14 protein-coding genes are annotated in these 12960 nt (G+C 56.9%); 11 read left to right on the forward strand and 3 right to left on the reverse strand.

The features are described 5' to 3' along the window. Nucleotide 1: 1 nt before the first annotated feature. Genes MVB78_RS06675 through MVB78_RS06715 form a run of 9 tightly spaced genes read left to right on the forward strand, consistent with a single transcriptional unit; the run spans nucleotide 2 to nucleotide 9668 of the window. Nucleotides 2–2026, forward strand: coding sequence for a V-type ATP synthase subunit I (locus tag MVB78_RS06675; protein WP_297489579.1), 2025 nt, complete (start codon nucleotides 2–4; stop codon nucleotides 2024–2026). Nucleotides 2027–2029: 3 nt separating this feature from the next. Next, complete coding sequence (locus tag MVB78_RS06680) at nucleotides 2030–2515, forward strand: V-type ATP synthase subunit K (RefSeq protein ID WP_297489581.1); 486 nt, start codon at nucleotides 2030–2032, stop codon at nucleotides 2513–2515. Between the two features lie 37 nt (nucleotides 2516–2552). Continuing rightward, the gene (locus MVB78_RS06685; RefSeq protein ID WP_297489583.1) at nucleotides 2553–3146 is read left to right on the forward strand and encodes a V-type ATP synthase subunit E; all 594 of its coding nucleotides are present in this window, start codon (nucleotides 2553–2555) and stop codon (nucleotides 3144–3146) included. A 6-nt stretch (nucleotides 3147–3152) separates the two neighbouring features. Next, entirely contained in the window at nucleotides 3153–4259 is a 1107-nt protein-coding gene (locus MVB78_RS06690; RefSeq protein WP_297489585.1) for a V-type ATP synthase subunit C, read from the forward strand. Further along, nucleotides 4256–4564 (forward strand): V-type ATP synthase subunit F, encoded by a 309-nt coding sequence (locus MVB78_RS06695; protein ID WP_297489587.1) that lies wholly within the window; start codon nucleotides 4256–4258, stop codon nucleotides 4562–4564. The genes MVB78_RS06690 and MVB78_RS06695 overlap by 4 nt, the downstream gene beginning before the upstream one ends. 6 nt (nucleotides 4565–4570) lie before the next feature. Beyond that, nucleotides 4571–6328, forward strand: a complete 1758-nt coding sequence (locus MVB78_RS06700; protein WP_297489589.1) for an ATP synthase subunit A — start codon at nucleotides 4571–4573, stop codon at nucleotides 6326–6328. A gap of 3 nt (nucleotides 6329–6331) precedes the next feature. Continuing rightward, a complete protein-coding gene (locus tag MVB78_RS06705) occupies nucleotides 6332–7720 on the forward strand; it encodes an ATP synthase subunit B (RefSeq protein ID WP_297489590.1) in 1389 nt (462 codons plus the stop codon). Nucleotides 7721–7746: 26 nt separating this feature from the next. After that, on the forward strand, nucleotides 7747–8397 hold the full coding sequence (locus MVB78_RS06710; protein WP_297489617.1) for a V-type ATP synthase subunit D: 651 nt from the start codon (nucleotides 7747–7749) through the stop codon (nucleotides 8395–8397). 38 nt (nucleotides 8398–8435) lie between these two features. Beyond that, on the forward strand, nucleotides 8436–9668 hold the full coding sequence (locus tag MVB78_RS06715; protein ID WP_297489591.1) for a DHHA1 domain-containing protein: 1233 nt from the start codon (nucleotides 8436–8438) through the stop codon (nucleotides 9666–9668). Here the strand turns inward: MVB78_RS06715 and MVB78_RS06720 are convergent. The 3 genes from MVB78_RS06720 to MVB78_RS06730 are packed head-to-tail and all read right to left on the reverse strand — an operon-like array spanning nucleotide 9637 to nucleotide 12078. Beyond that, nucleotides 9637–10458, reverse strand: coding sequence for a 7-cyano-7-deazaguanine synthase (locus MVB78_RS06720; protein ID WP_297489593.1), 822 nt, complete (start codon nucleotides 10456–10458; stop codon nucleotides 9637–9639). The two genes, MVB78_RS06715 and MVB78_RS06720, sit on opposite strands and share 32 nt — an antisense overlap. A gap of 31 nt (nucleotides 10459–10489) precedes the next feature. Beyond that, complete coding sequence (locus MVB78_RS06725; RefSeq protein WP_297489594.1) at nucleotides 10490–11143, reverse strand: hypothetical protein; 654 nt, start codon at nucleotides 11141–11143, stop codon at nucleotides 10490–10492. A gap of 26 nt (nucleotides 11144–11169) precedes the next feature. Continuing rightward, on the reverse strand, nucleotides 11170–12078 hold the full coding sequence (locus MVB78_RS06730) for a radical SAM protein (protein ID WP_297489596.1): 909 nt from the start codon (nucleotides 12076–12078) through the stop codon (nucleotides 11170–11172). Between the two features lie 132 nt (nucleotides 12079–12210). Between MVB78_RS06730 and MVB78_RS06735 the strand changes: the two genes are divergently transcribed. Then, a complete protein-coding gene (locus tag MVB78_RS06735) occupies nucleotides 12211–12366 on the forward strand; it encodes a hypothetical protein (protein WP_297489598.1) in 156 nt (51 codons plus the stop codon). A gap of 198 nt (nucleotides 12367–12564) precedes the next feature. Continuing rightward, a partial coding sequence (locus MVB78_RS06740) for a helix-turn-helix domain-containing protein (RefSeq protein ID WP_367270999.1) occupies nucleotides 12565–12960 on the forward strand: 396 nt, incomplete at its 3' end.

A 12960-nucleotide genomic window follows, 5' to 3' on the forward strand; every position in this document is an offset into this window, starting at 1 on the left:
GATGTTCCGGCCCACGCCGATGCTGAAGCTTGAGATGATAACCCTCGAACGCTACCGGGACAGCGTTCTCACCTACCTCCATGAGATGGGCGCGGTTGAGGTGAGGGAGGTCCAGGTGAAGGAGGCCCAGAGGGATGCGCCAAACGAGTTCTACCGGAAGGCCGCTTCGTACAGTATAATCATGTCCAGGATGGCCGATTTCCTCAGGCTTCACCTTCCCGCCAAGAAGGGGGGCATCAGGGAGTTTATATTCCCGCCCGAGCGAAAGAAGCGTCGGTACGTTTACCAGGGTATAGAAAAGCTCATCGATGACGTTGAGGCGTTCCTCTCCGAAGTGGAGCCGGAGATAAGGGAGGTGGAGGGCGAGATAAACTCCCTCAACACGGAAATGGAGAGGATACGCTCCGAGATAGCGGCCCTTGAGCTCCTCTCCGAGTTCGACGTTGACGTCTCCTATCTGAGGCACTCGGGCATTGCCCAGGTTCTCGTCGGGAAGGTCGAGAAGATCCGCTACGGTTCCCTGGAGAGGGAGCTGCTTGAGGCCTTAGGGGGAAGGGTGGTCCTCGTCCCGAAGGAGAGGGGGGACACTGTTGTACTCGCGGTTGTTCTCCTCACCTCGGACTACGAGAGGGCGAACCCAGTCCTCGCGAAGCATTCCTTTGAGAGGATAGAGATACCCGAGGGCGAGGGAAGGCCCTACGAGCTCGTTCGCACCTATCAGAACCTCCTCGGAAGGAAGGAGCGGGAGCTTGAGGACGCCTACGGAAGGGCCGCTGAGATAGCCAGTGAGCGCTACGATGACCTGAGGTTCTACCTTGAACTCGTTGAGAACGAGAGGAACAAGGCCAGCGCCTTAAACATGCTCGCGAGGACCAACATGACATTTGCCCTCACCGGCTGGCTTCCGGAGGGCGAGGCGAAAAAAGTGGAGGAGGGAGTGAGGAAGCTTACCGACGGCATCGTCTACCTCAGGTTCAGCCGGCCGAGTGAGGAAGAGCTCGACGAGATACCAATAAAGCTCAACAACCCTGGATGGGCCAGGCCCTTTGAGATGCTCACCGAAATGTACGGCTTTCCCAAGTACAACGAGTTCGACCCGACGCCTATAATAGCGTTCACCTACTCCTTCTTCTTCGGCTTTATGCTCACCGACTTCTTCTACGGCATGATAGTGGGCATCGTCGCGGCCTTGCTCGTCAAAGGACACAAGAAGTTCAACGACGGGACGTACCGCTTCGCCTACACGCTCCTCTGGAGCTCCCTCTTTACCATGACAATGGGGGCCCTCTTCGGGAGCTATTTCGGAAACGCCCTCGACGTCGTGGGCCAGTACCTCACCGGAAATCCCAACTTCGGGATGTGGCGCATAACAGACCCGCTCAGGGATCCGATGTTCGTCCTCATCCTCGCCCTCGCCATAGGTCTCGCCCACCTATTCGTCGGCTATACGATAGGCTTCATAGTTAAATGGAAGAACGGCGAAAGAAAAGGGGCTCTCTTTGATCAGCTTTCTTGGATGCTCGTCATACTCGGCATAGTGCTCTTTGCCACCGGAAAAGGCGTCCCGGCCTTCGTGGAGTCTGCCGAGGTGCTCTTCGGAATCGGGCTTACGCTCTTCGCCATAGGCGAAGTGGTGAGCAACGGGGGCCTCGCGGCGCTTCTCATTATCTCGGACTTCTTCGGCTTCGTTGGAACGTGGCTCAGCTACGCCCGCCTTATGGCCCTCGCACTCGCTACCAGCGGGATAGCGATGGTCGTAAACGTCCTCGTTCAGATGATATGGGGCATCAAGTTCCTCTACATAGGCCCGATAACAGGTGTGATTTTGTTCTTCGGCGGTCAGTTCTTCTCGACCGCTATAAACGCCCTCGGGGCGTTCGTTCACTCTCTCCGTCTTCAGTACGTGGAGTTCTTCGGCACCTTCTACTCCGGGGATGGCCGGCCCTTTACCCCGTTCATGTCCCGGAGGGAAGTGTCGGAGGTTGTTGTTGAGTCCAGCAGAAAAAATGACTCTGGAGGTGTTTGAGGAATGGAACCGATAGTTTACGTATCCCTCGGTGCGGCCCTTGCCGCGGGTCTGGCCGGTGCGGCCTCGGCCTTCGGTGTGGGCGTGGCGGGTGCAGCGGCGGCAGGAGCGGTTGCAGAGGACGAGAAGAACTTCAAGAACGCTCTGATCCTTGAGGGTCTGCCAATGACCCAGAGCATCTACGGCCTCATTACACTGTTCCTTATACTCCTCAGCGCCCGCATAATAGGCGGCGGCTTCAGGTTTACCGCCAACACGCCGGACAACATAGTTAAGAGCGCCATCCTCTTCGGCGCCGGCCTAACTGTGGGCCTGACCGGTCTCTCCGCAATCCCGCAGGGTATCATAGCCAGTGCCGGTATCGGTGCGGTCGCCAAGAACCCGAAGACCTTCACCCAGGGCATCATCTTCGCGGCAATGGCCGAGACCATGGCCATCTTCGGTCTCGTCGGCGCCCTCATCATGATAGCGACTGGGGTTGGGCTCTGAGCCCGTTTGCTTTTCCCAGCCACTGGGGGAGTTAGAGATGGAAGGGGCGGAGCTCATAATCCAGGAGATAAACAGGGAGGCGGAGCAGAAGATACAGTACCTCCTCGAAGAGGCCAGGAAAAACGCCCGAAGCCTTGAGGAGGAGGCCAGAAAGAGGGGTCAGTCGAGGGCCGAGTGGATACTCCGGAAGGCGAAGACCCAGGCGGAGATAGAGAAGCAGCGCATAGTAGCCAGCGCCAAACTTGAGGTCAGGAAGAAGAAGCTCGCCGTTCAGGAGGAGCTCATAGGTGAGGTGATGAAGGCCGTTAAGGAGCGGCTCTCGGGCCTTTCGGATGAGGACTACTTCGAGACCCTCCTCGGCCTCACAAAAGAGGCCGTTGGCGAACTCGGCGTTCAGCGGGTCGTCGTGAGGTCGAATGGAAGGGGGCTTGAGCTCATCTCCAAGCGGCTGGAGGAGTTCAGCAGGGCCGTCGGTGCCGAGATTGCCCTTGGAGAGCCCATCGAGACCATTGGCGGTGTCGTCGTCAGCGACGTAGAGGGCGTCGTCCGGGTTGACAACACCTTCGAGGCGAGGATGGAGAGGCTCGGCAACGAACTCAGGGCGGAGATCGCTAGGGCTCTCTTCGGGTGAGGCTCAATGCTCTCGGACACAACGCTAACCGCGATACTCGACACGACCCTCGGGGTCGTATTCACGTGGCTCGGCTGGAAGACCTACAAGATCCTCTGGAAGTACACCCCCTACTCCTATCCGAACGCGAGGATAAACGCGATGGAGGCCAAGCTTTTGAGCGAACAGCGGCTTGGAGAGCTCGCCGAATCCAGGACGCTCCAGAACCTCATCGTCAACCTTGAGGACACCGACTACAAGAACTTCATGGGCAGTGCTACGACCGTTGATGAGCTGGAGAGGGCTCTTGAGAGGTCTCTTGCCTCCACGTACTTACTGATGGAGGACATCCTTCCGGACAGGGTCTCCGGCTTTTTCAGGCTGCTCCTCGAGGAGTGGGACGTCAGAAACATAGCGAGCGTCGTCAAGGCAAAGAAGAGGGGAGAGCCTGCGGTTGACTACGTGCTCGAGATCGGCACCATCGTCCCGAGGGTCAGGGCCATGGCGGAGGCGAAGACCATGGAGGAGATCCTCGTCATCCTCGAGGGCACCCCGTACGAGGAGCCCTACCAGAAGCTTCTACTCGACGAGATAAGCCTCACTGAGTTTGAAACCTGGCTTTACAGGATCTACTACTCCAAGCTCCTTGATTACGCCCTGTCAAGGAAGGATGAGGAGGAGAGGCTTATCCTCGGGGAGTTTGTGAGGACGAAGATCGACATTACGAACATCATAACCCTCCTCAGGGGCAAGGCCGCCGGGCTTCCGGGCGAGGAGATAAGGAAGAGCCTAGTGCCCGGGGGAACGCTCAAACTCGACTCCGCGCTCAACGTGGAGGACTTAGGAATGGCGCTGGCCGAGCTCGATTCAACGAAGTACGGCCCGGTTATACGATCCGTGAGGGAGGAGGCCGAGAAGGACGTCTCAGCGGTTAGGGACGCGCTTGAGGACTACCTGCTCCAGAGGGTTGGGGAGCTCACCAAGTTCTACCCCCTGAGCATTGCCACGGCGCTTTCATATATCCTCAGGAAGGAGAGGGAGATGAGGAGACTCAGGGCGCTTATCAGACTCGTGGCCAGCGGGTTCAGCCCCGAGAGGATCAAGGCGATAATCGGAGGGGGGCTTGCCCCATGAAGGTGGCCGTTTTGGGTGATCCGGACACCGCGCTCGGCTTTAAGCTTGCGGGGGCTCATGAGGTTTATTCCTTTGGGGACGGCCCCCTTGAGATAGAAAGGCTGAGGAACAAGCTGGGGGAGCTCATCGAGGCAGGCGACGTTGGGATAATCCTCATAACCGAGCCCCTCGCCCAGAAGATTGAGATGCCCGATGTCAAGTTTCCGATCATCCTTCAGGTGCCGGACAAATCCGGCTCCAGGTTCGGAGAGGCCCAGCTAAGGGAGATAGTTAGGAGGGCAATAGGTGTGGAGTTGAAGAGGTGAATGAAGATGGGAAGGATAATTCGCGTTACGGGGCCGCTCGTCGTCGCGGACGGAATGAAGGGCTCCAAGATGTACGAGGTTGTCCGCGTCGGCGAGCTGGGGCTTATAGGGGAGATAATCCGCCTTGAAGGCGATAGGGCAGTTATACAGGTTTACGAGGAGACGGCAGGCGTAAAGCCAGGTGAACCGGTTGAGGGCACTGGAACTTCCCTCGCGGTTGAGCTTGGTCCGGGCCTGCTCACTTCGATATACGACGGCATACAGAGGCCGCTTGAGATACTCAGGACTAAGAGCGGTGACTTCATAGCGAGGGGCCTCACGGCCCCGGCCCTGCCGAGGGACAAGAGGTGGCACTTCACCCCCATGGTGAAGGTCGGCGACAGGGTAGTTGGCGGCGACGTATTGGGTGTTGTTCCTGAAACGAGCATCATCGAGCACAGGGTTCTCGTCCCACCCGGGATTGAGGGAGAGGTAATTGAGATCGCGGAGGAAGGCGACTACACGATCGAGGAGGTCATAGCGAAGGTCAAGAGGCCCGATGGGAGCGTTGAGGAGCTCAAGATGTACCAGCGCTGGCCCGTCCGTGTGAAGAGACCCTACAAGAACAAGCTCCCGCCAGAGGTCCCCCTCATAACCGGCCAGAGGACCATCGACACGTTCTTCTCCATAGCGAAGGGCGGAACGGCCGCAATTCCGGGCCCCTTCGGTTCGGGTAAGACCGTTACCCAGCACCAGCTGGCCAAGTGGAGTGACGCCAACGTCGTCGTCTACATCGGCTGTGGAGAGCGCGGCAACGAGATGACCGATGTCCTTGAGGAGTTCCCCAAGCTGAAGGATCCGAAGACTGGAAAGCCGCTCATGGAGAGAACCGTTCTCATAGCCAACACCTCCAACATGCCCGTTGCTGCCCGTGAGGCCTCAATCTACACCGGAATTACGATAGCCGAGTACTTCAGGGACATGGGCTACGACGTTGCTCTAATGGCTGACTCGACATCGAGGTGGGCTGAAGCGCTCCGTGAGATTTCGGGCCGTCTCGAGGAGATGCCCGGTGAGGAGGGCTACCCGGCTTACCTCGCGAGCAAGATAGCGGAGTTCTACGAGAGGGCCGGTCGCGTCCTCGCCTTGGGAAGTGACGAGAGAGTTGGAAGCGTTTCGGTCATCGGTGCCGTTTCACCGCCGGGCGGTGACTTCAGCGAGCCCGTCGTGCAGAACACGTTGAGGGTTGTCAAGGTCTTCTGGGCGCTCGATGCCGACCTCGCGAGGAGGAGACACTTCCCGGCGATAAACTGGTTGAGGAGCTACTCCCTCTACCTGGACGCGATACAGGGCTGGTGGCACAGGAACGTTGACCCGGAGTGGAGGAGCATGCGCAACAGGGCAATGGCCCTCCTCCAGAAGGAGGCGGAACTGCAGGAGATCGTTAGAATCGTTGGGCCGGACGCCTTGCCCGACAAGGAGAAGGCCGTTCTAATAGTCACGAGGATGCTCCGCGAGGACTACCTTCAGCAGGACGCCTTCGACGAGGTCGACACCTACTGCCCGCCGAAGAAGCAGGTAACGATGATGCGCGTTATCCTCAACTTCTACGAAAAGACCATGGCGGCAGTCGAGAGGGGCGTTCCCGTTGACGAGATAGCCAAGCTCCCGGTGAGGGAAAAGATAGGGCGCATGAAGTTCGAACCGGATGTGGAGAAGGTTGGGGCGCTTATAGGGGAGACCAACGCCCAGTTTGAGGAGCTCTTCAAGAAGTACGGGGGTTGAAAAATGCCGGGGATGGAGTACTCAACGGTTAGTAAGATCTACGGCCCTCTCATGATCGTCGAGGGAGTCAGAGGGGTCGCCTACGGGGAGGTCGTGGAGATAGAGACCGAGAGTGGCGAGAAGAGGAAGGGGCAGGTCCTTGAGGCCAGGCAGGACATGGCGATCGTTCAGGTCTTCGAGGGAACCCGCGATCTGGACGTCAAAACTACGCGCGTCCGCTTCACCGGGGAGACGCTGAAGGTTCCCGTTTCAATGGACATGCTCGGAAGGGTCTTCAACGGCATCGGAAAGCCCATAGACGGTGGACCCGAGATCATCCCCGAGGACAGGAGGGACGTGCACGGGGCACCGCTCAACCCCGTTGCCAGGGCTTACCCGAGGGACTTCATCCAGACGGGTATCTCGGCCCTGGACGGCATGAACACCCTCGTTCGCGGTCAGAAGCTCCCGATATTCAGCGGTTCAGGTTTACCGCACAACATGCTCGCGGCCCAGATAGCGAGGCAGGCGAAGGTCTTAGGTGAGGAGGAGCAGTTCGCGGTGGTTTTCGCCGCGATGGGCATCACCTACGAGGAGGCCAACTTCTTCAAGAAGAGCTTTGAAGAAACCGGAGCAATAGAGAGGGCGGTTCTCTTCCTCAACTTAGCTGACGATCCGGCCATCGAGAGAATCATTACCCCGCGCATGGCGCTGACGGTTGCCGAATACCTTGCCTTCGACTACGACATGCAAGTCTTGGTTATCCTCACAGACATGACCAACTACGCGGAAGCTTTGCGTGAAATCTCGGCGGCGAGGGAGGAGGTCCCGGGCAGGCGTGGCTACCCCGGCTACATGTACACCGACTTAGCGACTATCTACGAGCGCGCCGGTCGCGTAAGGGGCAAGAAGGGGAGCATAACCCAGATGCCCATCTTGACCATGCCGGACGACGACATAACCCACCCGATTCCTGACCTTACCGGTTACATCACCGAAGGACAGATCGTCCTGAGCAGGGAGCTCCACAGGAAGGGTATCTACCCGCCGATAGACGTTCTGCCTTCGCTAAGCCGTCTGATGAAGGATGGCATTGGTAAGGGGAGAACGAGGGAAGACCACCCCCAGCTCAGCCAGCAGCTGTACGCCGCCTACGCCGAGGGGAGGTCGCTGAGGGATCTCGTAGCAGTCGTCGGCGAGGAAGCTTTGAGCGAGACCGACAAGATGTACCTCAAGTTCGCCGACCGCTTTGAGAGGGAGTTCGTCGCCCAGCGCTACGACGAGGACAGGAGCATCTTCGAAACGCTGGACCTCGGCTGGGAACTCTTAGCGGAACTGCCGGAGAGCGAGCTCAAGCGCGTCAGGAAGGAGTACATCCTCAAGTACCACCCGAAGTACAGGAAGAGGGCTTAAGCCCTCAAAATTTTTAGGTGGTCGAGATGGCAGAGCTGCTCAACGTGAAGCCAACGCGAATGGAGCTCCTGAACCTGAAGAGGCGCATCCAGCTGGCCAAGAAGGGCCACAAGCTCCTCAAGGATAAGCAGGATGCCCTCATCATGGAGTTCTTTACCATCTACGACGAGGCCCTTAACCTAAGGAGGGAGCTCAACGAGAAGATGGAGGTGGCCTTCGAGGCCCTTCTCAGGGCCCAGCTCTCCGCCGGGAACCTCAGGCTTCAGGAGGCAGCCCTATCAGTAAAGCCGAACAGAGAAGTGGAGATCAGGAAGAGAAACATCATGGGCGTCCCCGTTCCCCTCATTGAGGCCGAGTCCTTTAGGAGGGGTGCGGCCGAAAGGGGCTATGCCTTCGTTTCCACCTCCCCCGAGGTCGATGCCGCGGCCGACAAGTTCGAGGAAGTCCTCGATCTCGCGGTTCGCCTCGCCGAAGTTGAGGAGACGCTCAAGCGCCTCGCCAAGGAGATAGAGACGACCAAGAGGCGCGTCAACGCCCTTGAATACATAATCATCCCGCGCATGGAGGCAACGGTCAAGTTCATCAAGCAACGCTTGGATGAGATAGAGCGCGAGAACTTCTTCAGGCTGAAGAGGGTTAAGGCGTTAATCGAGGCCCGCTCCCGGGCGGGGGCTTAACCTTTTATTCTCCCCGCCGATTCTTCAGCGGTGGTAGTATGATGAAAAAGCTGTTCTATCGGGATCCCTACCTCAGAGAGGCGAACGCCAAGATTACCGGTGTCGAAGTTAAGGGAAAGCTGGTAAAGCTGACTCTGGATAGGACGATATTCTACCCCGAAGGCGGTGGGCAGCCATCCGACAGGGGTCGGATTGAAGGGAACGGCTTTGAGGTGCGCGTTGAGAAGGTAACCGGAAAGGACGAAATCGTTCACGAGGGCGTTATTGAAGGCAGAATCCCGGAAGTCGGCGAGGAAGTGAGGCTTGTACTCGACTGGGAATGGAGATACGAGAACATGCGTGCCCACACCGGACAGCACATCCTCTCGGCGGTTATCAAGGGCCTCTACGGGGCTGAGACCACTGGCTTTCAGATATTCCCGGAATACAATAAGATAGAGATAGACCATTCCGGCGAGCTCAAGTGGAAGGACATCCTTGAGATCGAGAGGAAGACGAACGAGATCATATGGGGGGACATACCCGTTGAGGTCGAGGTCTATGCTGAGCTCCCGGATGAACTGAGGGCTCGCCTTAGAAAGGATGTCTCCTCGAAGGTCAGGCCCCCGATAAGGATAGTCCGCATCGGAACTGTCGATGTCACCCCCTGTGGCGGAACCCACGTAAAGAGCACCGGTGAGATAGGCTTCCTCAAGGTTCTGCGCGTTTACCGGAAGAGCAAAAAGCTCCTGCGCGTAGAGTTCGCGACGGGAGTAAGGGCCCTGAAATACCTCGATGAAGTTCTTGAGGATTACTGGGGCGCCTTAAACGAAATGCCCAACAAGAACCGCCCGCTCGTTGAGAGGGTGAGGGAGCTAAAGAAAGAACTTGAGGGCCTTGAAGCTGAGAGGGACTCCCTCAGGAGGGAACTCTGGGAGTGGAAGGGGAGGGCGTTGCTCAAGGACGCCCAGGAGATCGGCGGAATCAAGGTCGTTACCCACGTCGAGAGCTCGCCCATGAAGGACGCCCAGGCCTTCGCGGTCAACTTCGCTGACAAGAACCCCGGAACGGTTATGGTTCTCGCGGGAAAGAACTACATAATCCTCGCGAAGAACAGGGGGGTAAACCTCAACATGAGGGAAGTCCTGAGGGAGGTTCTCTCTAAGACCGGCGGAGGCGGTGGAGGGAGCGAGGTTCTGGCGCGCGGAGGGGGCTTTAAGGAAAACCCTGAGAGGGTTTTGGAGATTGCTTTGGAAGCAATCAGGGGGCGTCTAAGCCGAGCTTTTCCCTGACCAACTTCCACTGCCACTCCGGAACCTCAGGTCTCTCAAGCTCCTTCTCTGCCCTCTCCCTGCTCATAAGGCCGTACCTTACCAGCGCAGCTATCCTCCTGTGCTCAAAGCTGTGCCCGTGCCTCTCCCAGTAGAGCTCTAATGCAGGGCCGAGGACGAGGCAGTTGGTCGTGTAGCCGGGCAACTCCGGGAACTCGAAGGGGAGCTTTTTGAGGATCTCAAAGCGCTCCTCCTCGCTCATCATGGAGAGGAGCCTTACCTGAACTACCCCACCGCTCATCAGCCTGTACGGGTGGTGCCCGAAGGGAAGCTCGTGGCCAGTTATGATGTAGGGGTAGCCTTTTTTGAGGGAGTACTTCCGCAGCTTCTCCATAGTCCTCTTGGAGCAGGCCCTACATGGACTTTGGGCCTTTAAGAGGGCGTTTCTGAAGATGTCTGAGTAGTCGTAGCGTAAGAGCGTAAAGGGAACCCCGAGGTGTTCCGCTATCCTCTCGGCGTTCTCTATAGCTTCCCTTGCCATCAGACCGTGGTCTATCATAACGGCCTCAAGCTCGGGAACTTTGTAGACCTCTTTGCTTAGGTAGAGGGCAACGACGCTGTCCTTTCCGCCCGAGTAGGCAACGATTGCCCTGTCGACTTTCTCCATGAGTTCTTCGAGCTCCCTCCTGACGGCCATCCCATCTATCGGATGCCTCAGGTAGATCTGACACTCCCTGCAGAGGGGTTTTCCGTCAACTATGTCTATCCTCGCCGTTCTCTCATCATGGACGCAGAGGGAGCATTTGAGCATGCCCCCTGAAGGAAGAGAGGCCTTTAAAAAGTTACCTTTTGAGCTTGACTCTCCTCCCGAGCTCATCGGCCTTCTCCCTGCCCTTCTTCCCGGCGAAGAAAGAAACCACAGCTACCTGGTTTTCGAGAAGGATTCCCCGGTTGTTCCTCGCTATGAGCCAGCCGAAGAAGGCCCCGAAGCCGAGGCCGGCCAGCCAGAGTTCGATTATAAACGGCCCGCGGGAGAGCCCACCGGGCCTGGTGGTTACCGATATGGCCTTGTAGGCCAGTCCAAAGGCGAGGACGAAAACCCCCTCGAGAAGGAGGCTTGCCTTTGCGGCCTTCCCTATGAGGGAGAGAACCCTGCTGTCGCCGGTGTATCTCTCAAGTACCTTACCGTCGTGGACGCTGTAAACTAAGGCCCTTGCAACGTTGGCGCCGCTCCTGAAGGCGAGGAAGGCGAAGAGCATTGCTAAGATATCCCAACGAACCTTGAAGCTCGCCCAGAGCCCGATGAGTATCCAGATTGGCGTGAAAATCCTTTCAAGGCCCTTTTTCTCATTCCCCGGAATTTCGACCCTCAGAACCTTCTTGACAGTTATCCCCGCCAGCTTCCCAACGGCCTTAATTAACCAGAGCCAGAGGTTAATTCCGAGGAAGGTTAGGAGGAGGACTGCCGAGAGCAACTTCCACAGCAACGGCCTCACCGTTTAATATAAGACGGAAAGATTTATCACTTTTGCCTCTCCCTCTTGACGACCGGGGCAACTTCCCTCGCGACCCTTTTAACGCTGAAGAGGGTCAGCGCGTCCATCCTCTTGAGCTGGGCGAGGAGGCAACCGCTTATGCGGACATCAATGTACTCTCCAGCCTTCATCGCAGCCTTGAGGAGCTCTCTAATGCTCTCGGCCTTCTCGAAGTCGAGGCCCGCTTTCCTAAGGCGCTCGACGTTGAGCTCGTGTATCGTGAGTGGCTGGAGGTGCATCTCGTCAACGCCGAGGGAAGAGGCCAGTTCTGCTATCTTCGGTATGTCCCCGTCGTTTATCCCTGGCATGAATATCGTCCTGACCACGGAGCGGACGCTTTTGTCTTTTCCAACTATCCGGAGGGCATTAACTACCGCCTCGAAGGTGTCGGCGTTCGTTATTTTTAGGTGTCCTTCCCGCGAGGCGGCGTCGAGGCTTATCATTGCGATGTCGAAGTCGAGCTTCTCCCAGAGCTCCTCGGTCAAAAGCGAGCCGTTGGTCTGTAAATCGAGCCTCGCGTTGGGAAAGCGCTCGCGGAGCATCCTGTTTACCTCAACGATGCGGGGGCTTAGCAAAGGCTCGCCGTACTGGGAGACCGTTATAGCCTTTGGGTCATCCCAGCCGTAGTAGCCGGGCTTTGGGGCCCTTCCAAGCTTCACGGCGACGTTGGAGTAGCAGAATATGCAGTCGTGGTTGCACGCTGGAGTCAGCTCGTAGCTCGGGTGGTGAACGGGATTGGGATTAGTTAAATCAAGCCCCTGACAGAACCGGCAGTGGCTCGGATAGCTTATCTCCCCCACGAACCTCTTCAGGAGCCTCGCCTCCCTGTTCTCAAGGATCTGGGGCTCAACTCCCATCCTCCTCGCGAACTCCTCCCAGCTAATTTTGATGCCCATGCCACCACCGAGCCTCAATCGAAAAACCCTTTAAAAGGGTTGACTGGACTGATGTGGGAAGTGAGTGTTTTGGATCCTTCTGGGGAATTCAATAAAACAAACTGGAATCAGAACTCTATGGTGGGTTTTGAGATGAGCAAAATCGTGACGATTTCGGTTCCTGACTGGGTGGACGAGAAGAAGTTCAAAGACGCGTTCATACGGGCGCTGATCGAGAGCTCACCCGAGAGCATGAGTGCCGAGGAGGTTAGGAGGCTCCTCAGGATAAAAGAAGTCGGGGGGAAATAGACGTTCCTAAGGAGCTCGAGCGGATTAGGGAGAAGGACAAGGAGAGGTTAAGATGGCTGTCATAGACACTAACGTTGCCATAGAGCGGGTTCGTGAGCGTGAGGAAATAACCGAAAACATAACTGGAGTTACCACCCAACAGTCCTTAAACAGGAAAGCAAACTATTTTAAAGCCTAAGAACCATACCATACTTTGAAATGAAGCGAGCAGTGACCATAAGACTCCAGCCCTCAAAAGAGCAAGAGAAAACCCTCTTCGAGTTAGCCGACACTGGAGCCAAGGCCTGGAACAGGGTTAATTATCTAAGACGACAGGAGTTCTTCAAAGGGCAAATCGTGGACTTCAACAAGACTGAAAAGATAGTTTACGGGGAATTCAAGCGGAAAATCGGCTCGGCAACGGTTCAGCAAATTTGTAGGAAGAACGCTGAAGCTTGGAGGAGTTTCTTCTCCCTCTTAAGGAACAAGCGGAACGGAGAACTGCCAGAAGACTTCAAACCAAAACCGCCAAACTATTTGAAGGACGATGGGAAGAGAAAACCATTAATCATCCTCAGAAACGACCAGTACAAGATTGAGGGTAACAAGTTAATC

This window comes from Thermococcus sp. (assembly GCF_026991495.1).
Lineage (GTDB): Archaea > Methanobacteriota_B > Thermococci > Thermococcales > Thermococcaceae > Thermococcus.

What these genes read in the sequence shown, in the direction of transcription:
- MVB78_RS06675 (WP_297489579.1), top strand. Translation starts at nt 2, where the DNA reads ATGTTCCGGCCCACGCCGATGCTGAAGCTTGAGATGATAACCCTCGAA.
- MVB78_RS06680 (WP_297489581.1), top strand. Translation starts at nt 2,030, where the DNA reads ATGGAACCGATAGTTTACGTATCCCTCGGTGCGGCCCTTGCCGCGGGT.
- MVB78_RS06685 (WP_297489583.1), top strand. Translation starts at nt 2,553, where the DNA reads ATGGAAGGGGCGGAGCTCATAATCCAGGAGATAAACAGGGAGGCGGAG.
- MVB78_RS06690 (WP_297489585.1), top strand. Translation starts at nt 3,153, where the DNA reads ATGCTCTCGGACACAACGCTAACCGCGATACTCGACACGACCCTCGGG.
- MVB78_RS06695 (WP_297489587.1), top strand. Translation starts at nt 4,256, where the DNA reads ATGAAGGTGGCCGTTTTGGGTGATCCGGACACCGCGCTCGGCTTTAAG.
- MVB78_RS06700 (WP_297489589.1), top strand. Translation starts at nt 4,571, where the DNA reads ATGGGAAGGATAATTCGCGTTACGGGGCCGCTCGTCGTCGCGGACGGA.
- MVB78_RS06705 (WP_297489590.1), top strand. Translation starts at nt 6,332, where the DNA reads ATGCCGGGGATGGAGTACTCAACGGTTAGTAAGATCTACGGCCCTCTC.
- MVB78_RS06710 (WP_297489617.1), top strand. Translation starts at nt 7,747, where the DNA reads ATGGCAGAGCTGCTCAACGTGAAGCCAACGCGAATGGAGCTCCTGAAC.
- MVB78_RS06715 (WP_297489591.1), top strand. Translation starts at nt 8,436, where the DNA reads ATGATGAAAAAGCTGTTCTATCGGGATCCCTACCTCAGAGAGGCGAAC.
- MVB78_RS06720 (WP_297489593.1), bottom strand. Translation starts at nt 10,458, where the DNA reads ATGCTCAAATGCTCCCTCTGCGTCCATGATGAGAGAACGGCGAGGATA.
- MVB78_RS06730 (WP_297489596.1), bottom strand. Translation starts at nt 12,078, where the DNA reads ATGGGCATCAAAATTAGCTGGGAGGAGTTCGCGAGGAGGATGGGAGTT.
- MVB78_RS06735 (WP_297489598.1), top strand. Translation starts at nt 12,211, where the DNA reads ATGAGCAAAATCGTGACGATTTCGGTTCCTGACTGGGTGGACGAGAAG.